The 18,920-nt window shown below is 63.7% G+C and carries 15 protein-coding genes; 14 read left to right on the top strand and 1 reads right to left on the bottom strand.

From position 1 onward, the window contains the following. The first annotated feature begins 18 nt into the window (after nucleotides 1-18). Nucleotides 19-1,701, top strand: a complete 1,683-nt coding sequence (locus tag Q0331_RS09965; RefSeq protein ID WP_298076196.1) for an acyl-CoA synthetase — start codon at nucleotides 19-21, stop codon at nucleotides 1,699-1,701. A 60-nt stretch (nucleotides 1,702-1,761) separates the two neighbouring features. Beyond that, nucleotides 1,762-2,562, top strand: a complete 801-nt coding sequence (locus tag Q0331_RS09960) for an SGNH/GDSL hydrolase family protein (RefSeq protein ID WP_298076195.1) — start codon at nucleotides 1,762-1,764, stop codon at nucleotides 2,560-2,562. Nucleotides 2,563-2,730: 168 nt separating this feature from the next. Here Q0331_RS09960 and Q0331_RS09955 read toward each other — a convergent pair whose 3' ends face one another. Next, nucleotides 2,731-3,489 (bottom strand): M23 family metallopeptidase, encoded by a 759-nt coding sequence (locus tag Q0331_RS09955; protein ID WP_298076194.1) that lies wholly within the window; start codon nucleotides 3,487-3,489, stop codon nucleotides 2,731-2,733. A gap of 729 nt (nucleotides 3,490-4,218) precedes the next feature. Between Q0331_RS09955 and Q0331_RS09950 the strand changes: the two genes are divergently transcribed. The 12 genes from Q0331_RS09950 (at nucleotide 4,219) to Q0331_RS09895 (ending at nucleotide 18,898) form a co-directional block, all read left to right on the top strand. After that, the gene (locus tag Q0331_RS09950; RefSeq protein WP_298076193.1) at nucleotides 4,219-5,685 is read left to right on the top strand and encodes a DUF6350 family protein; all 1,467 of its coding nucleotides are present in this window, start codon (nucleotides 4,219-4,221) and stop codon (nucleotides 5,683-5,685) included. Then, the gene (gene purN / locus Q0331_RS09945) at nucleotides 5,630-6,196 is read left to right on the top strand and encodes a phosphoribosylglycinamide formyltransferase (RefSeq protein WP_298076192.1); all 567 of its coding nucleotides are present in this window, start codon (nucleotides 5,630-5,632) and stop codon (nucleotides 6,194-6,196) included. Before Q0331_RS09950 ends, purN begins: the two co-directional genes overlap by 56 nt. A gap of 25 nt (nucleotides 6,197-6,221) precedes the next feature. Next, on the top strand, nucleotides 6,222-7,844 hold the full coding sequence (purH, locus tag Q0331_RS09940; RefSeq protein WP_298076191.1) for a bifunctional phosphoribosylaminoimidazolecarboxamide formyltransferase/IMP cyclohydrolase: 1,623 nt from the start codon (nucleotides 6,222-6,224) through the stop codon (nucleotides 7,842-7,844). Between the two features lie 117 nt (nucleotides 7,845-7,961). Then, nucleotides 7,962-8,858, top strand: a complete 897-nt coding sequence (locus Q0331_RS09935) for a hypothetical protein (RefSeq protein ID WP_298076190.1) — start codon at nucleotides 7,962-7,964, stop codon at nucleotides 8,856-8,858. A gap of 82 nt (nucleotides 8,859-8,940) precedes the next feature. Next, nucleotides 8,941-9,747: a hypothetical protein gene (locus Q0331_RS09930; protein ID WP_298076189.1), complete on the top strand. Its 807-nt coding sequence runs from the start codon at nucleotides 8,941-8,943 to the stop codon at nucleotides 9,745-9,747. Between the two features lie 50 nt (nucleotides 9,748-9,797). Beyond that, a complete protein-coding gene (locus Q0331_RS09925; protein WP_298076188.1) occupies nucleotides 9,798-10,412 on the top strand; it encodes a TetR/AcrR family transcriptional regulator in 615 nt (204 codons plus the stop codon). A 261-nt stretch (nucleotides 10,413-10,673) separates the two neighbouring features. Beyond that, nucleotides 10,674-12,227, top strand: coding sequence for an acyl-CoA carboxylase subunit beta (locus tag Q0331_RS09920; RefSeq protein WP_298076206.1), 1,554 nt, complete (start codon nucleotides 10,674-10,676; stop codon nucleotides 12,225-12,227). A gap of 48 nt (nucleotides 12,228-12,275) precedes the next feature. Next, a complete protein-coding gene (locus Q0331_RS09915; RefSeq protein WP_298076187.1) occupies nucleotides 12,276-14,384 on the top strand; it encodes an acetyl-CoA carboxylase biotin carboxylase subunit in 2,109 nt (702 codons plus the stop codon). Between the two features lie 75 nt (nucleotides 14,385-14,459). After that, nucleotides 14,460-15,629, top strand: a complete 1,170-nt coding sequence (locus tag Q0331_RS09910) for an acyl-CoA dehydrogenase family protein (protein ID WP_298076186.1) — start codon at nucleotides 14,460-14,462, stop codon at nucleotides 15,627-15,629. 84 nt (nucleotides 15,630-15,713) lie between these two features. Beyond that, the gene (locus tag Q0331_RS09905; RefSeq protein WP_034988116.1) at nucleotides 15,714-16,214 is read left to right on the top strand and encodes a MaoC family dehydratase; all 501 of its coding nucleotides are present in this window, start codon (nucleotides 15,714-15,716) and stop codon (nucleotides 16,212-16,214) included. Further along, nucleotides 16,207-17,103, top strand: a complete 897-nt coding sequence (locus Q0331_RS09900; protein ID WP_298076184.1) for a CoA ester lyase — start codon at nucleotides 16,207-16,209, stop codon at nucleotides 17,101-17,103. The genes Q0331_RS09905 and Q0331_RS09900 overlap by 8 nt, the downstream gene beginning before the upstream one ends. A 100-nt stretch (nucleotides 17,104-17,203) precedes the next feature. After that, nucleotides 17,204-18,898 (top strand): AMP-binding protein, encoded by a 1,695-nt coding sequence (locus Q0331_RS09895; protein ID WP_049049219.1) that lies wholly within the window; start codon nucleotides 17,204-17,206, stop codon nucleotides 18,896-18,898. Nucleotides 18,899-18,920 lie beyond the last annotated feature (22 nt).

Genomic DNA, 18,920 nt, shown 5'->3' with positions numbered 1-18,920 from the left:
ATGCAGAACAATCAACAAGTGACTTCCAAATTGCAAGACCTTAAGCACTTGGGCGAGGCCGCCTGGGCGGAGACACACGCTATTGCCACCGGCCTGGGAACTGCGCTGAAATCGGGCGTAGTCGTCAGGGGAGGCGGTATCAAGGGGAAAGCCAAGCTGGTCGAGAGTATTGCTCGCTACGGCTTCACCGCTGGGCGTCAAGCGTGGTACGCGGCAGAAGTGGCGCCGAACCGTACGGCCATCATCGATGACATCGGCGAGCGCACGTATGCGGAGGTTCGCAGCGATTCGCTGGCCTTCGCCCGCGCACTGCAGCGCATGGGTCTGGGGCCAGGCAAGAATATTGCGGTCATGGCCCGCAATTCCCGCGTGGTCGTCTACGCGCTGGTCGCCAAGGGATTCATCGGGGCGGACATTAGTCTGCTCAACCCGGCTTCCAGCCCAGTCCAGCTGCAGAAGAGTATGGAGGAGCTGGATGTTCACACCATCATCATTGATGAGGAGTTCGCGGACAGGCTGCCCGCGGACTATTCGCGCGCCAAGGTGATCATCGGCTATGCGGAGGATCTGGAGAACCCGCAGGCTCCGAACCCGGAATGGGAAACCTTCCAGCAGGTCATTGATCACGCCCCCTCCGAGGCGGAGGAGAAGCTGCCCACGATCCCGAAGCGCGGCTTCATCACCATCTTGAGCTCCGGCACCTCTGGCACTCCGAAAGCCGTAGTGCACCGGGAGCCGCCAATCCCGACTCCGCTGGCGGATCTTGTCACCTGGATCCCGTGGCGGGCGGAGATGATGATCCAACAGACCGCCTCCATGTTCCACTCGTGGGGCTGGGCGAACCTGAACCTGATTTTTGCCCACCGCGCGACAGTGGTGTTCCGCCGTGACTTTGATCCAGTGCAGGCAATGGAAGATGTAGAGCGCTACAAGGTCAACGGCATCATCACCTCGCCCATCTTTATTAAGGAGCAGCTCAAGGTTGCGCAGAAGGGCGACTACGACGCTTCGTCGATTGAGTTCATCGTGTCCTCCGGCAATGCCATGCACGAAGATCTGCTCCGCGGCCTGCACAAGCAGTTTGGGCCCGTGGTCTGCAACTTCTACGGCTCCACCGAAAACAGTGTGGTCGCCATTGCGAAGCGAGAGGAACTGGTCGAGAACCCGGCTCTCGCCGGACGGCCGGTTCGCGGCGTGCGCGTCAAAATCCTGGACGACGACGGCCACATACTGCCGCCGAACACCCCGGGTCGCATTTATGCCCGAGGCACTATGACTATGCGCCGTTATGCGCACACGCGCGATCAGATGAAGATAAAGCACGGCCTGCTGGAAATCGGCGACCGTGGGTACCTCGACGAGGACGGCCGCCTATTCGTGCTCGGCCGGGCGGACGACATGATCATCGTCGGTGGCGAGAACGTGTACCCGCGCAGCGTGGAAGAGGTGCTGGCGCCGATGCCTGGCGTTCGAGACCTCTACGCCAAGGGCGTGGACGACGAAGAGAGCTTCAAGCGCATGGCGGTGTGGATCGTGCGTGAAGACAACTCGGAGGGCGAGGCGCTGACCAAGGAGTCCGTACAGGAATGGGTCAGGGACAACCTGGCGGAGCACTCTGTTCCGCGCGAAGTTACGTTCCTGGATGAGCTTCCGCGGAACCCGACTGGTAAGGTCATGCCGGCAAAGCTTCCGAACAGCTAACATTTTCGATTCTCGATCGATAGCCTTAATACGGCACAAAAACACATACGGGAGAAACTGATGAAGAAATTTGCACGCATCCTGACTGCGGCGGTAGCCGTGGCGGGATCTGTCATGGGGCTGGCGCCTGCTGCCCAGGCTGCCCCGGGAAACACCGTGCTGCTTGGTGATTCCTACTTCGCTAACACGACACTCAACCAGATCATTGATGCCAAGCGTAGTGGTGCGCGTAAGTGCATCCACGGCAAGTTCCGCGTAGCCACTGAGCTGCAGCGCCTGACGGGCGCTCGCGTGGATGACTACTCCTGCAACGGCAAGGAGCTGTACCTGGGCCGCGAGCCGCTGGAGGCTCGCCTGGATCAGGCTATCCGCGACGGCAAGTTGAACCGCCACACGCGCAACGTGCCGATCATGGTTGGTGCAAACGACACCTACCGCACCCTGGATCCGATCAACAATCACGCAGCGGCTCGTTCCTACGACCGCCTCGCTAAGAAGATCAAGCGTGCTGCTCCGAACGCTCGCATCCAGTTCGTAAGCTACCCGCACCTCACGAACGATCGCGCAGGCCTGTGCCTGATCCGTCCGCACGGTTTGCCGCCGATTCAGGCTCCGTTCCCGATTGTGAAGGAAGCTGAGCGTCAGCTGTGGCGCCAGGCTCACGATGCAGCCAAGCGTAACGGTGGCGTGTTCGTTGACCTACACCGCTCCACCCGCGGGCACGATACTTGCCAGCCGGGTGGCAAGGCTTGGGTTGCCGGAGTTTTTGATAACCAGACTCCCCGCTACAACCTGACTCTGCACATGTCCCACGACGGTGTGACTAATGCAGCTAAGCAGATTGGTGCTGCTCTGAAGTAGCACGCACCGGCTTCCGGAAGGTGGGGGGGGATCCCCCTCACCTTGAAGAGTCTTGAAAAGCTGCACTGGGTAGACGAAAAACCTCCCGACCGCCGTACGGAGGCGGTCGGGAGGTTTTTTGTGGCTCTAATCGGCCAGAGGCTCAAAGCTCGGGCGTAGCGCTAAGCCTTAGAGCTGGATGCCGCGCTCAGCGAGCCAAGGCTTCGGGTCGATAGCCTCGCCGCCGTTCGGGTGAACCTCGAAGTGTAGGTGGGAGCCGGTGGAGAAGCCCAGGGAGCCCATGCCGGCGATCTTCTGGCCGGCGGTTACACGGTCGCCAACCTTAACGTCCAGGGTGGCCATGTGGCCGTAGACGGTGATGGTGCCGTCGTCGTGCTTGATGCGAATCCAGTTGCCGAAGCCGGAGGCCGGGCCGGAGTCAATGACGGTGCCGTCGTGTACGGCGCGGATGGCGGTGCCCACAGCGTTGGCGATGTCGATGCCCTTGTGGACGGTGCCCCAACGCGAACCGAAGCCGGAAGTGAAGGAGCCCTCGGCGGGCTTGACGTACTCGGGCATGCGAGCAGCCAGATCAGCCTCGGTGCGCTCCTTGGCGAAGCGCAGGGCGGAGTCGAGCTGCTGAGACAGATCGGAAACCGGCTTAGCCTGCGGAACCTCGAGGATCTGCGGAGCCTCGTTGGCGGTCGCCTGAGCGTCCGCCGGAGCTGCAGAGCCCTGAGCTCCCTCGCCCTGGGCGAGGATGGTGGTGTTCTCGGAAGCCAGGGCGATATCGTCCTTGGAGTTCTGGGATGCACCAGCGGTAGCGCCGGCAGCGCCAGCAGTAGTCACAGCGGTGGTGGCGACGGCCACGAGCGCGAAGCGGCGCTTCGCGGTGTGCTCCTGCTTGCGGTGGATGCCGGTACGGCTCGCTTCAGTAGTGTTTCGCACTGTCCTAGTAACCCTTTGACCTAATCGATGTTTCTTAACAACTGTCACATGTGATTTCGCGCTATCGCTTTCGCTCCTCCTCTAGCCTCACGGTTGGGGCTTGAGTCTGTTGCGAAAGCAATTTGTAACCACTTTGTTATCAACGAAACGTAACACTATCGGTTTGGCAACATTGCGGCAACTAAATCGGTCAAAAATAACGCTTTGGTTACATTGCGGGGGTGGTGGAGTTAGTCTTATCTGGCTATAAGAATTCATTCTCCCTGTTCTGGGCGATTTTTACTGGTTTTATGGCGGTCAAACCCCGCTAGTGATCTTGGTTACGTTACCCTCAAACCCTCAAGTATTACCTTAAGTGTGTCTGCGCTAAAGGGGGGTGGAGAGGGCACATTGTGGGTGCTGCATGGGCGCAGCGTGGGCGCAGCGTGGGCGCAGCGTGGGTGTAACGGGGTGCAGTCCGGACACACAGTGAATGCAGAACGGGCGTGGAAGGGGACCTAGAAGGTGGGTCAGTCCGCCAGGTAGCTGCCACTGTTAGGCACAATAGGACGGGTGAGTAAAGATTCTGCTGCCCAACGACCCGGATCCCGACGATCTGCGTCTTCCCGACGCCCCGGCTCCAGCCGCACCAGGCGGACGTCGGCTGCCAGCAGTGCAGACAGAGTTAAAGGCACTGGCAATAAAGGCACTGGCGCCCACATCTCCGAAGGTACGGGGCACGAACGCTTTGTGGCGGCGAAGCCCACCGGCGCCACGAGCGCTAAAGCCACCCCAAAGGCCAAGACCAAGGCCGCCGCTGATGCGTCGGTTGGCGGTGCGAAGGCTGCGGTTGTGAACTGGTGGTCGAAGTGGAAGCCCCACGTTAAGCGCTTCGGTCCCCAGCTGATGATTAATCACGCTGTAACTCTGGGCGTCATCGTCATCATCGCCGTACTTATCGGCATCGGCGCAGGTTTTAATAAGGTGCCCGCCAGCATCGCCTCGATGTGGATGGTGTTTAATCTGGCCCCCATTGAGATGGCGGGGGCGAAGCTGGGCTTTGTGCCGCTGCTGCCCGCGCTGGCGTTGGTGTGGGGGCATGCGAAGCGTGCAACCACGGTGCTGGGCAATTCGATAAGCGTGCGTGGCCTGCGGGTATTCACCACATTAAGTCTGCTGATTCCCATGCTGCTGACGTGCATCGCGTGGGTGATGCTGTGGGATGCCTCCAGGGTCTACGACATCACCCCGCCGAACCTGCTGGTGGCGCTGATCTCCACGGTGCTGGTGAACGGTGCTGCGATCGTCATCGGCATGCGGGCCCGCGTGTGGCGAGCACTGTTGCTGCGCCGTGGTTGGTCCACGTGGCCGGTGGAGTCGATGCTGCTGGCCGGGCGCTTCCTCAAGTGGATGGCCGCAGCCGGTGCTCTCGCTGCTGCCGTATATCTATTGACGAACATGGAAGCAGTCGGCAAGGCCTACGAAATCACTTCCTCCACCATGGGCGTGCTGGGTCTGACCTTCGTCGCGTTGCTTTATGTGCCCAATGTGGTGGTCGCGGCGATGGCGGTGCTGCTGGGCGGCGAGTTCCACGTCGGTAACGGCGCGGTCAGCCTCTTTACCGCCAACAATGTGAACCTGCCGCCGTTGCCGGTCTTGGCAGCGATCCCCAACGATCAGATTCCTTTCGGCGCTGTGTTGCTGGCTGTCCCCGCTTGTGTGGCGGTAGCGTGCGTTTACACGTTCCTGCGCGGCCGCACCTATGTGGAGGCGCCGCTGTTGCAGGGGGTGGGGGCTAGTGCCTGCGCCGGGCTGATCGGCTTCTGCGCCTCCTGGCTGGCCGGCGGTGAGCTGGGCGTGTACGGGCGCGCGGGTGCGGTCGAGTGGCTCTTTGCCGTGGAGCTCGCCTCCTGGCTGCTGGTGCCCGCCACCGTGATGTTCTTCACCGCCCGTCGCGGCGAGTCCGTGGTTGAAGACATCCCGGAGGCCGAGGTTGTGGAGCCGGGTGCATCCCAGCAGGCTCAGTCTGAAGATGACGCCCCTACGGAGGAACCGGAGGACGGGGAAGATGGGGGCGTCACTAAGAAAGAACAAGAAGACACAAGAAACACAGAAGACACAGAAGACACAGAAGACACAGAAACAGAGGAAGAAGCAGACGATGAGGATAGTGATTCTGGCGAGCGGGACGGGGACTCTGCTCCAGAGCGTGATTGATAACGTCGACCGCTCGCGGGTGGAGATCCTCGCCGTGGGTAGCGACCGACAGTGCGAGGCGCTGGAGCGCGCCGAGCGCGCGGGCATCGAAAACTTCCTGGTCGAATACGTGCCGAAGCAGACCGACCGGGAGAAGTGGAACGAAGAGCTGGCGGACAAGCTCGCCAGCTACGATCCTGATCTGGTGGTGAGCGCCGGCTTCATGCGCATCATCGGCCCGAAGGTGGTTGAGCGTTTCGAGGGGAAGATCATCAACACCCACCCGGCGCTGCTGCCCGCATTCCCCGGGGCGCACGCTGTTGAAGACGCACTAAATTACGGTGTTCGCGTAACCGGGTCTACAGTTCATGTTGTAGATAGTGGCGTGGACACGGGACCGATCATCGCCCAGAAGGCGGTGGAGGTCGCGCGGGACGACACGGTCGACAGCTTGCATGAGAGAATCAAGAAGGTGGAGCGCGCACTCTTGGTAGAGGTGCTGCACGATTTTCAAGAACAGGGAACCTTCTAAGAACGAAAGGCCAGGATCCAAAACCATGAGTGATGGCACTACAGCAACCAATGGCGCAGACAAGAAGGAAATCCGTCGCGCGCTGATCAGCGTGTACGACAAGACCGGCCTGGAGGAGCTGGCCAAGGGGCTGCACTCCGCGGGCGTGGACATCGTCTCCACCGGCTCCACCGCCAAGAAGATCGCGGAGGCCGGAGTGCCCGTGACCGAGGTGGAAGCGCTGACCGGATTCCCGGAGGTGCTGGAAGGCCGCGTGAAGACGCTGCACCCGCGCGTGCACGCGGGCATCCTGGCCGATACCCGCAAGGAAGACCACCTGAAGCAGCTGGAGGACCTGGACATTGAGGCCTTCCAGCTGGTCGTTGTGAACCTGTACCCGTTCACCGAGACCGTGGCCTCCGGCGCTGACTTCGACGCCTGCGTGGAGCAGATCGACATCGGTGGCCCGTCCATGGTCCGCGCCGCAGCGAAGAACCACCCGTCCGTGGCCGTTGTGGTGGACCCCAACCGTTACGAGGACGTCGTGGCTGCCGCCAATGCCGGGGGCTTCACCCGCGCCGAGCGCACCGACCTGGCCGTCGATGCGTTCCGCCACACCGCTGCTTATGACGTGGCCGTCGCAACCTGGATGGGTGAGCAGACCGCTGCACAAGCCGGGGCAGACGCAGAGTCTGATGCCGGCGTACAGTTCCCCGAGTGGATCGGCGCCTCCTATGAGCGCGCCAGCGTGCTGCGCTACGGCGAGAACCCGCACCAGGCTGCGGCGCTGTACTCCGACGGCACCGGCCTGGCCGGCGCCAAGCAGTTCCACGGCAAGGAGATGAGCTACAACAACTACACCGACGCGGATGCCGCCTGGCGCGCTGCGTGGGATCACAAGCGCCCGACCGTGGCCATCATCAAGCACGCCAACCCGTGCGGCATCGCGGTCTCTGACGAGTCCATTGCCGATGCCCACAAGAAGGCACACGCCTGCGACCCGATGTCCGCATTCGGCGGCGTGATCGCAGTGAACCGTGAGGTCAGCGTTGAGATGGCCAACCAGGTAGCCGAGGTGTTCACCGAGGTCATTATCGCGCCGGGCTACGAGGAAGGTGCTGTCGAGGTCCTGTCCCAGAAGAAGAACATTCGCATCCTGCAGGCAGATGCCCCGAGCGAAGAGCCGGAGCTGCAGGGGCGCGAGATCTCCGGCGGCCTGCTGGTACAGCAGGTGGACGCCATTGACGCGAAGGGCGACGACCCGAGCAACTGGACCCTGGCCGCTGGCGAAGCTGCCGACGAGGTCACCCTGCGCGAGCTGGAGTTCGCGTGGCGCACCGTGCGCGCGGTGAAGTCGAACGCCATCTTGCTGGCCAAGGATGACGCCACCGTGGGCGTGGGCATGGGACAGGTAAACCGCGTGGACGCTGCCAAGCTGGCCGTGGAGCGTGCAAACTCCCTGGCCGGTGACGAGAAGCGCGCCGAGGGTGCGGTTGCGGCATCGGATGCTTTCTTCCCCTTCGCCGACGGCTTTGAGGTGCTGGCTAATGCTGGCGTCCGTGCAGTTGTGCAGCCGGGCGGCTCGGTCCGCGACGCGGAGGTCATCGAGGCGGCGGAGAAGGCGGGCGTCACCATGTACCTCACCGGTGAGCGCCACTTCGCGCACTAGAGTGCGCACTCGCGGTGAGTGGGCTTAACGGTTCGCTACCCGCGAGGCCGGGAGAGCGCCTAAAGTTGGATTAGTTTAAATACTGACAAGACGTTTCAACGCAGGAGTTCCCCGGTTATGTCTAACGAGCACCCCACTGATCCCGGCGTCGGGAAAAACAACCCAGATCAGCCGGAACCGCCGCAGTACCGCCACAACGAGCAGGGTGCGGGGAAGAATCAGTGGCAGGTACCGTCGCAACAGAGCGGTAGCCCGGGTGCGCAGGGGACGCAGGGGGATCAGAGCCAGCAGCGCTGGCAGCAGTGGGAGGCTTCGCAGCCGCCCCAGAATCAGCAGCAGTACCGGCAGTACCAGCAGCCCCAGCAACCCCAGTACCAGCCCGACCAGCAACCCCAGCAGTATGCCTACGCGCAGGAGTCGGAGAAGGAAAGCAAGTTCCTGCCGATCTTAGGTGTCGTGCTGGCTGTGCTCCTTGCCCTTGCCCTGGTCGCGGGTGCCGCATATTACATGGGCTGGATTGGCGACAAGGACGGCACGGAAGGCAACGACGGCAAGGCTGCGAGCAGTTCCTCCCAGACGCAGGGCGAAGAAGGTGAAGGCACTGACGACGAGGATGCGGCCGCGGAAGGCGAAGACGCCGCAACCGACGATGAGGAAGAAGCCACGGACGACGAAGAGGGCACTGACGACGAGGCTAGCGAGGACGAGGAAGAGTCCCGCCCGGCTCATCCGAAACTGCCCTCTGGCGCAGTTCCGGCCAACAGCGCAGCTGAGGAAGGTAAGCCTGCGGGTGACTTCAACAACGTCTACACCGGCAGCGACCTTACTTCGAAGCCTTTCGCAGTAGCCGTACGCGATGCTTTTGTGACCCGCTACCTGGACACCGACAGGACAAACGGCACCGTTTCCGCGTATTCGTCCGTCACAGGGCAGACCTACTCCATGAAGTGCAGGGATAACGGTGAGTACGTGACCTGCACCGGAGGCAACAATGCCATCGTTTACATTTCCTAGCCCCAGCTCGCTTCGCCGCGGTCTGGTCGCCGCCGTGCTCTGCGCTGCGAGCGTTACCGTTGCGGGTTGCACGATTGGGGATGTGGAAAGGGATGACGCCACCGTCTCCGGCCAGTCAAACCAGTCCCGCCCAGCTAAACAGGACGGGAAGGCGAAGTCACGTGGTCCGCAGCCGACTACTGGGGCGTCCACACCAGAAAAACCGCAGGAAGAACCGCGCGGGGAGCTTGGCTACGACGGTGCAGCGGCCATCGCGGTAGCCGGGCTGGGTGGCGCGGGGGATACGACCGTGGCTCCGTGGTCGACCGCGAAGGTGCCGATTGCAATTGCCGCGCTGCGGAAGGATCCGAGCCTGCAGGGGGCGATGACGCAGGCGATCCAGAACTCCGACAATGCGGCCGCGGAAACGCTGTGGGGCTCGCTGGGGTCCCCGGAGCAGGCAGCGGAGGCGACCGGAGCGGTGATCCGCGAGGGCGGCAGTAGCGCACGGGTGGAGTCCCAGGTGGTGCGCCCGGGGTTTAGCTCCTTTGGGCAGAGCGACTGGTCGCTGAGCGCGCAGGCCGATTTCGCCTCCCACCTGCGATGCATTCAGGGAGCGGAGCCAGTAGTTTCCGCCATGGGCAACATCGGCAACGGCGGTGGCTATGGGCTGGGGACGATCCCAGGAGCGGTCTTCAAGGGTGGCTGGGGGCCGAACGCCGCGGGCGCGTATGGGCTGCGGCAGTTCGGGCTGATCCCGAAGTCCGATGGCGCGGGTTCGGGCTATGTGGCCGTTGCCATCGCCGTGGAAAGCCCGGATGGCAGTTACGAGGCAGGGCAGGCGGAGCTGACGGCGGCGGCGGAGTTCCTGCGGTCGAAGGTGGACAGCCTGCCGGAGGCGGCCTGCTAATCGCGGGGAAGGTATTCAGTTAGCGACGCTTAACCAGTAGGGTGTTGGTTATGCGTTCTCATTATCTGGCCGAGCCTGCCACAGAAGGCCTGTCTGCACGTGCCGCGGCAAAGGAACAGCGACGGGTGGAGCTGCTTCGCGCAGCTGCTGAGATCATGTCTGACAAGGGGTTCCACGGAACCCGCCTGGAAGAGGTCGGGCACGCAGTGGGGGTCTCCGGGCCGGCGGTGTACCGGCACTTTTCCGGCAAAGAAGAAATCCTGACGGAGCTGATGACGGGCATTTCGGAGCACCTGTTATCCGAGGCGTGCAAAATCGTCGACGGCCTGGTGGATCCGCGCGAGCGCCTGGCGGTGTTGATTGACTTTCAGGTGGACTTCGCGCTGTCCCAGCCAGAGCTAATTCGCCTGCATAACCGCGAACTTTTCCGTATGGGGGAGGAAGGTCGTGGCCGTGTGCGTTCCGCGCAGGGAAGCTATCTGAAGATGTTTGCGGAGGCGCTGGGGGAGATGGACGCGCGCTACAGGGGAGAGGCGGGGCGCATCACTGCACAGCTGGTGATGGGGATGATTAACTCCTCTGAGTTGACGCGCGGTTGGGCATCTACCGCGCTAGTGCGGCGACAGACAGTGGCTGCAGCGCGCGCGGCAGTGGGGCTGGCGTAGGGGTACCGCTTTCGGGGGTAGTTAAAGAGGGGAAACTTTTTAGATTCACTAGCAAAAGTGGTCTAGGTCACTTAAGGTGACGGCAACAAGTTAGTTAATCGCTTGTAACTGAAACTGAAGTGTGAGGCGCTCGACGGCTCTCCGGCGCTCGCATTTCGCCACCTTCCGTCATCTTCCGTTACCTTCCTAGGAGCTGCATACGTGGATACTGCAACCACCCAAGCGACAGATCCGGCTAACCCCCGTGGTGTCGCTCGAGAAATCCCGAGCCACCGCGAGCTCGTCGAAGAGCTTCGCCAGCGTCTCGCCCGTGCTCAGGCCGGAGGAGGGGAGAAGGCCCGCAAGCGCCACACCGACCGCGGCAAGCTGCTGCCGCGCGACCGCATCCGCTTGCTGTTGGACCCCGGCAGCCCGTTCCTGGAGATCGCGCCGCTGGCTGCAGAGGACATGTACGACGGCAAGGCGCCGGCGGCGGGTATCGTCGCCGGAGTCGGGCTCGTGAGTGGTCGCCTGTGCTTGATCGCCGCTAATGACGCCACCGTTTCCGGCGGCACCTACTACCCGATGACCGTGAAGAAGCACCTCCGTGCCCAGGAGATCGCCGAGCAGAATCACCTGCCGTGCATCTACCTGGTGGATTCTGGCGGCGCGATGCTGCTGCAGCAGGATGACGTGTTCCCGGACCGTAACCACTTCGGCCGCATCTTCTTCAACCAGGCCAACCTGTCGGCCAAGGGAATCCCGCAGCTGTCCGCAGTCATGGGCTCCTGCACCGCCGGTGGCGCCTACGTTCCCGCCATGAGCGATGAAACCATCATCGTGGAGAACCAGGGCACCATCTTCCTGGCCGGCCCGCCGCTGGTGAAGGCCGCCACCGGTGAGGACGTTACCCCCGAGGAGCTCGGCGGCGGCGCAATGCACTCCCGCATCTCCGGTGTGACTGACCACCTGGCAGCCGACGACGAGGACGCGCTGCGGATCATGCGCAACATCGTCGAGACCCTGCCGGAATCCAAGCCGACCCCCTGGAAGCGCAGCACTCCCGTACCGGCTCCGCGCCCGCAGGAGGACCTCTACGACATCGTGCCCACCGACCCGAAGATTCCCTACGATGCGCACGAGGTTATCGAAACCCTGTGTGACGAGGGCAGCCTGTCGGAGTTCAAGAGCGAATACGGCAACAGCATCATCACGACGTTCGCCCGGCTGGAAGGCCACCAGGTTGGAGTGATCGCCAACAATGGCATCATCTTCGCCGAAGCCGCCATGAAGGGCGCACACTTCATTGAGCTCTGCGAGCAGCGGAACATCCCCATCATCTTCCTGCAGAACACCACCGGCTTCATGGTGGGGCGTCAATACGAAGAGGGCGGCATCGCGAAGCACGGGGCGAAGATGGTGAACGCCGTGGCCACCGCATCGGTACCCAAGCTCACCGTCGTGACCGGCGCTGCCTTCGGCGCAGGCAACTACTCGATGTGCGGGCGGGCCTACTCGCCGCGCTTCCTGTGGATGTGGCCGAACGCGCGCATCGCGGTGATGGGCGGCCCCCAGGCGGCCATGACGCTCTCCACCGTCCGCCGCGCGCAGATCGAGCGCCGGGGCGAGGAGTGGTCGGCCGAAGACCAAGAGGCCTTCGAGGCTCCCATCCGCGAAATGTTCGACGAGAAATCCACCTGCTGGTACTCCACCGCGCGCCTGTGGGACGACGGGGTGATCGACCCCGCGGACACCCGCCGCACCCTTGCCATGGCTCTCGACATCTGCGCCCAGGCTCCGCGCGAGGAAACCGGCTTCGGCGTATTCCGCATGTAACTCCTGTTCAAGCTACCTAAGTATCCACCACAAGAAAGAGAATCTGACATGAGTGACACACATGCTCTCACCGGCTCGTTCGATACGGTGCTGGTCGCCAACCGTGGCGAGATCGCCCTGCGCGTGATCCGCACCGTGCACCGCATGGGGCTGAAGGCCGTGGCCGTTTACTCCGAGGCGGATTCCGCCGCGCCGCACGTGCACGCTGCCGACAAGGCCGTGTGTTTGGGACCTGCCGCCGCTGCGGAGTCTTACCTCAATATCGATAAGGTTATTGACGCCGCCAAGGCGACCGGTGCCGGCGCCATCCACCCCGGCTACGGCTTCCTCTCGGAGAACGCGACCTTCGCCAAGCGTTGCGAGGACGAGGGAATCATCTTCATCGGCCCGCCCGCCGGGGCTATCGACAAAATGGGCGACAAGATCACCGCCCGCGCCACCGTGGAATCCCGAGACGTGCCGACCGTGCCCGGTATCTCCCGGCCGAACCTGACGGACCAGGAGATCATCGACGCCGCCGATTCGGTGGGCTTCCCGGTGCTGATCAAGCCTTCCGCCGGCGGCGGCGGCAAGGGAATGCACCTGGTGGAGGAGCCAGAGAAGCTGGCCAGCGCTCTGGTTTCCGCCCGCCGCGAGGCCGCCAGCTCCTTCGGCGACGACACGCTGTTCCTGGAGCACTTCGTGGACACGCCCCGACACATCGAGGTGCAGATCGTCGCCGACTCCCACGGCAACGTCATCCACCTGGGTGAGCGCGAGTGTTCGCTGCAGCGCCGTCACCAGAAGGTCATCGAAGAGGCACCGTCGGCCCTGCTGGATGAAAAGACCCGGCAGGAGATCGGCGAGGCCGCCTGCGACGCAGCCCGAGCCTGCGGCTACTGCGGCGCGGGCACCGTGGAATTCATCGTCTCCGCTAAGCAGCCCGAGCGCTTCTTCTTCATGGAGATGAACACCCGCCTGCAGGTCGAGCACCCAGTCACCGAAATGGTTACCGGCCGCGACCTGGTGGAGTGGCAGATCCGCGTGGCTCGCGGCGAGGCTCTGCCAATTACACAGGACGACGTGCAGCTCAACGGACACTCGGTGGAGGCTCGCGTCTACGCCGAGGATGCCGCCGCCGGCTTCCTGCCCACCGGTGGTTTAATCACGGGTCTTTCCTGGCCGCGCGGGGAAGGGGTTCGTGTGGACGCCGGCGTGGTGGAGGGCCAAGAGGTCAGTTCCGATTACGACCCGATGCTGGCGAAGATCATCACCCACGCCGACACGCGTGAAGAGGCCCTCGAGCGCCTGGATCAGGCGCTTTCCCACACCCGCATCGAGGGACTGACCACCAACATCGACTTCAACCGCTTCCTGGTCACCCGCCCGGAGGTCGTGGCGGGAGACCTGCACACCGGGCTGCTCGACTCCATCGTCGAAGATTTCCAACCCCTCGAGGTCCCCACGGATACCTTCGCCGTCGCGCTGCTGCACCTGGCTGGGGCGTTGGCCGGCGGAGCCGAAGGGGCGTCCGAAACAAAGGCAACCGCAACCCCGCTGGGCAGTGTATGGACCGCCCGCGACGGCTGGCGCGGCGCTGGGCACCGCGCCCCGCTGCGGCTGGTGCTGGCGGATCCGAGTGGCGTCACGGCGCCGGTGGAATCCCGCGCGGAGTACAGCGACGGCATCTGGGAGGTGCAGCTCACTCCGCTGACCAGCGGTGACGACGAGGACGCGTCGGTGCAGACCGTGACCAGGCGCATCCAGGTGATCGCCAACCCGCAGGGCGGCGCCACCGAATGGCGGCTCTCCATTGACGGCGGCCCGGCCGAAAAGTGGAGCGCCACCGCCAACGGCAGTATCACCGGCCCGCACGGCACGCACGTGGTGGAGGTCTTCTCCGGCACTGCGCACGACGCGGAAGCCAGCTCGGAGGAGTCACCGGACATTCTGAGCCCCATGCCCGGAACAGTCATCGCCGTGGAAGTCGCCGATGGCGACGAGGTCACCGAGGGCCAGCCCGTGATCGTCATCGAGGCCATGAAGATGGAGCACACCCTCGAGGCCACCTGCGACGGACGGGTCAAGATCAACGCCACCGTCGGGCAGAAGGTCGGCACCGGAGAGGTCCTGGCGGAGGTCATCGCCGCCGACAGCGCCGATACTGCCGACAGCTAGAAACCTCACTTCACACGTATCTCCCTAACCCAGACACCCAACCCAAACACCCAACCCAGAAAGAGAACCCAAACCATGAGCCAGAGCACCAAGAACCGCAACCCCTACCTCTCCGACGAGCTGCACGAGCTGCGTGACGCAGTGGAGGACTTCGCCAACCGCGTGGTCGACCCCGTCGCCGCCCAGCACGACCGAGATCACACCTTCCCCTACGACGTCGTCCGCCAAATGGGAGAAATGGGGCTGTTCGGCCTGCCGATCTCCGAGGAATACGGCGGCATGGGCGGCGACTACATGGCCCTCGGCGTGGCCCTGGAAGAGCTCGCCCGCGTGGACCAGTCCGTCGCCATCACCCTCGAGGCCGGAGTCTCCCTGGGAATCATGCCGATCTACCGCTTCGGCAGCGACAAGCAGAAGGAGACCTACCTGCCCAACCTGGTGACGGGCAAGAACCTGGCGGGCTTCGGCCTGACCGAGCCCGAGGCCGGATCGGATGCTGGCGGCACCAAGACCACCGCCAAGCTCGACGGCGGCGAGTGGGTTATCAACGGCTCCAAGCAGTTCATCACCAACTCCGGCACGGACATCACCTCCCTGGTCACCGCCACCGCCGTCACCGGCCAGCGGGAGAACGGGAAGAAGGAAATCTCCGCCATCATCGTGCCCAGCGGCACTCCTGGTTTTACTGCCGAGCCCTCGTACAACAAGGTCGGCTGGAACGCCTCCGACACCCACCCGCTGACCTTCGACAACGTCCGCGTGCCGGAGGAGAACCTCGTTGGCGAGCGCGGCCGCGGCTTCGCCTACTTCCTGTCCATCCTCGAAGAAGGCCGCATCGCCATCGCCGCGCTGGCCACGGGTGCCGCCCAGGGCTGCGTTGACGAGTGCGTGCGCTACGCCAAGGAGCGCACCAGCTTCGGCAAGCCGATCTCCGAGTACCAGGCCATCAGCTTCAAGATCGCCCGCATGGAAGCCCGCGCCTGGACCGCCCGCCAGGCCTGGTACGCAGCGGCGGCGAAAATGGCCGCGGGGGAGAACTTCAGCAAGGAAGCATCCATCGCCAAGATGGTCGCCTCCGAGGCGGCGATGGATAACGCCCGCGACGCCACGCAGATCCACGGCGGCTACGGATTCATGAACGAATACCGCGTTGCCCGCCACTACCGCGACTCCAAGATCCTCGAGATCGGCGAGGGCACCACCGAGGTGCAGCAAATGCTCATCGCCCGATCTCTGGGCGTGTAAGCCACACGCCGATGGGCGCGGGGACGAGAAGGCGTCAATAAAAAGCACCAGCTAGCAAGCGAAAGGTATAGGAGACCAGCGACAATGAGCGCAGAAAAAGAAGTTGTGCAGCGCGGCCTGTGGTTCGAGGAGTTCACCGAGGGGGTGGTCTACCGGCACCAACCCGGGCGCACCGTCACCGAGGCGGATAACACCCTGTTCACCACCATGACCATGAACACCCAGCCGCTGCACATCGACGCGGCATGGGCCGCCACTCAGGACGGCTTCCGTGGCGAGCGGCTGGTGAACTCCATGTTCACCCTGTCCACGGTGGTGGGACTGTCCGTCAGCCAGCTTTCCCTGGGCACCATCGTGGCCAACCTGGGGTTCAGCGAGATTTCCTTCCCCGCGCCCATGTTCCACGGCGATACCCTGTACGCCGAAACGCGCTGCGTGGGTAAGCGATTGTCGAAGTCGCGCCCCGGGCAGGGCATCGTGGAGCTGGAGCACATCGGGCGCAACCAGGACGGCACCATCGTATGCAAGGCCACGCGCAAGACCTTGATGCAGTGCGCGCCGGAAGGGGCGGGTGACGATGTCTAACACTGCATGGTCTAACACTGCATGGCTACCACAGGGCCCCGCGCTGCTGTTCGCCCCGGCCGACCGTCCCGAGCGCTTCGCCAAGGCTGCCGACCGCTCCGACATGGTCATCCTCGACCTCGAGGACGGCTGCCGCGCCGAGAACCGCGCCGAGGCTAGGCAGAACGTGATCGACGCAGATCTGGACCCGGAGCGCACCATCGTGCGCATGAACCCCATCGATTCGCCCGATTTCGCCGCGGACCTCGCCGCCGTCACGGACTCGCCGTTTAGGACCGTGATGGTGCCGAAGGTGGAAAGCGCTCTTGTTCTTGGTGACGCCGACTCCAACCGCCGTGCGCTTCCCGAAGACTTTCGCGCAATCGCCCTGATCGAAACCCCCAGGGGCGTGGTGAACCTCGCGGAGATCGCGGCAGACCCGCAGGTGGTGGCCCTGTTCTGGGGTGCCGAGGACCTCACTGCGGCGCTGGGCGGGACGAGCTCCCGCTACGGCGCCGGGGAGGTTCCCACCCCCGGTGGCGGGCCGTCCGGCCACCCGGGAGGCTACCGCGAGGTCCCGCGCCTGACCCGAGCAATGGTGCTGCTGCATGCGGCCGCGGCGGGCATCGTGGCGCTGGATTCCATCCACGCGGACACCAAGGATACGGAAGGCGCCAGCGCCGAGGCCATCGACGCAGCCGCCAGTGGCTTCGCCGCCACTGTTTCGATCCACCCCGGACTGGTGCCCGTCATCCGCGAGGCCTACGCGCCCACCGAGGAGCAAGCCAGCTGGGCGCGCCGTGTCATCGAAGGGGCGGCCGAGAATTCCGGAGCGTTCGCGCTGGACGGCCAGATGATCGATGCGCCACTGCTGCGTCAGGCCGAAGTGATCGCCGCCAGGATTCGCTAGTTCCCCTTTTGCTGACCTGCTCTTTAACCCTGCCCATTCCACCCGCCCACCCGACTTTGCTTCAACGCAAGAATCCTTTCCCACGAAAAGGTTGATAACCATGACTACCCCGACTCGCAACGACCGCCCGATTGTTATTTCCGACCCGGCGGACCTGGACCCCACCCTGTCGCACCAGGTTGGACGCACCGACGTGGACCTGCTGGACGAGACTATCGGCCAGTGCCTCGCCCGTATCGTGGCCGAGTACCCGGACCACGACGCGATCATCGACTTCTACGGTGATGTGCACCTGACGTACACGGAGTTCTACCGCAAGGTGCAGCGCCTGGCTTCCGGCCTGCACGCCGCTGGCTACCGCAAGGGCGACCGCATCGGCATCTGGGCGCCCAACCGCTGGGAGTGGACGTTGGTGCAGTTCGCTACCGCCGAGATCGGCGCGATCCTGGTCTGCATCAATCCGTCCTACCGCCACAAGGAGTTGGTCTACGCCATGGGCCAGTCCGGCGTGAAGGGCTTGTTCTCCGCGGGCCGCTTCAAGGACTCGAACTACCGCGCGATGATCGACGCGGCGGAAAGCCAGTTCAGCCGCCACAACTACAAGGAGACGATCTTCTTCGGCTCCGAGCGCTGGGACGAGCTGGCCAACCACGCGATCCTGGATCTGAATCCGGTGCGCGAGCAGCTGCACCCGGACGATCCCATCAACATCCAGTACACCTCCGGCACCACCGGCATGGCCAAGGGCGCCACCCTGACCCACCGCAACATCCTGAACAACGGCTACCTGGTGGGGGAGACCCTGCAGTACACCGACCAGGATAAGGTCGTCATCCCCGTTCCTTTCTTCCACTGCTTCGGCATGGTGATGGGCAACCTGGGTGCCATCACCCACGGTGCAACGACGATCATTGCCGGCCCGGTGTTCAACCCACAGTCGGTGCTGGAGGCCGTCGAGCACGGCAAGGCCACCAGCCTGTTCGGCGTGCCGACGATGTTCATGGCAGAGCTCGACGAGATCGAGCACGCCAAGGCCAAGGGCAAGACCTATGACCTTTCCAGCCTGCGCACCGGCATCATGTCCGGCACCGCATGCCCCACCCGCACGATGCGGCAGGTGATGGACATTATGAACATCAACGAAATCACCATTGCCTACGGCATGACGGAAACCTCGCCGGTGAACCACCAGACGCTGGTGGACGACCCGATCGAAAAGCGCGTGGGTACCGTCGGCCGCCCCAACCCGCACATCGAAGTGAAGATCGTGGACCCCGAGACCGGCGAGACCGTGAAGCGTGGCGAGCAGGGGGAAATCCTGATCCGCGGATTCCTGGTGATGCAGGGCTACTGGGACATGCCCGGCAAGACGGCGGACGCCATTGACGAGGACGGCTGGATGCACTCCGGCGACCTGGGAACGATGGACGAGGAAGGCTACGCGCGCATCACCGGACGCGCGAAGGACATGGTGATCCGCGGCGGAGAGAACCTCTACCCGCGGGAAATCGAAGAATTCCTCATGACCCACCCGGACATCTCCGACGTGCAGGTCGTGGGCGTGCCGGACGAGAAGTACGGCGAGGAGCTGATGGCCTTCATCATCATGCGCGAGGACACCGAGCCGTTGGACCAGGCGGCAGTGCGCGAGTTCTGCGCTGGCGACCTGACCCGCCACAAGATCCCGAAGTACGTCGAGTGCGTGGACTCCTTCCCGATGACGCTTTCGGGCAAGGTCCGCAAGGTGGAGCTGCGCGAGCACGCAGTGGAGCTGCTCGGGATCTACCAGAAGTAGGCAACCATCCCCCCCAAAAACA

The organism is uncultured Corynebacterium sp., from assembly GCF_937999985.1.
In the GTDB taxonomy this organism is placed as follows: domain Bacteria; phylum Actinomycetota; class Actinomycetes; order Mycobacteriales; family Mycobacteriaceae; genus Corynebacterium.
This window is presented reverse-complemented; position numbering and strand designations above follow the sequence as displayed.

Excerpts from the sequence above, each read along its gene's own strand:
- Q0331_RS09960 (WP_298076195.1), top strand. The coding sequence starts at position 1,762 with ATGAAGAAATTTGCACGCATCCTGACTGCGGCGGTAGCCGTGGCGGGA.
- purN (WP_298076192.1), top strand. The coding sequence starts at position 5,630 with ATGAGGATAGTGATTCTGGCGAGCGGGACGGGGACTCTGCTCCAGAGC.
- purH (WP_298076191.1), top strand. The coding sequence starts at position 6,222 with ATGAGTGATGGCACTACAGCAACCAATGGCGCAGACAAGAAGGAAATC.
- Q0331_RS09935 (WP_298076190.1), top strand. The coding sequence starts at position 7,962 with ATGTCTAACGAGCACCCCACTGATCCCGGCGTCGGGAAAAACAACCCA.
- Q0331_RS09925 (WP_298076188.1), top strand. The coding sequence starts at position 9,798 with ATGCGTTCTCATTATCTGGCCGAGCCTGCCACAGAAGGCCTGTCTGCA.
- Q0331_RS09915 (WP_298076187.1), top strand. The coding sequence starts at position 12,276 with ATGAGTGACACACATGCTCTCACCGGCTCGTTCGATACGGTGCTGGTC.
- Q0331_RS09910 (WP_298076186.1), top strand. The coding sequence starts at position 14,460 with ATGAGCCAGAGCACCAAGAACCGCAACCCCTACCTCTCCGACGAGCTG.
- Q0331_RS09905 (WP_034988116.1), top strand. The coding sequence starts at position 15,714 with ATGAGCGCAGAAAAAGAAGTTGTGCAGCGCGGCCTGTGGTTCGAGGAG.
- Q0331_RS09900 (WP_298076184.1), top strand. The coding sequence starts at position 16,207 with ATGTCTAACACTGCATGGTCTAACACTGCATGGCTACCACAGGGCCCC.
- Q0331_RS09895 (WP_049049219.1), top strand. The coding sequence starts at position 17,204 with ATGACTACCCCGACTCGCAACGACCGCCCGATTGTTATTTCCGACCCG.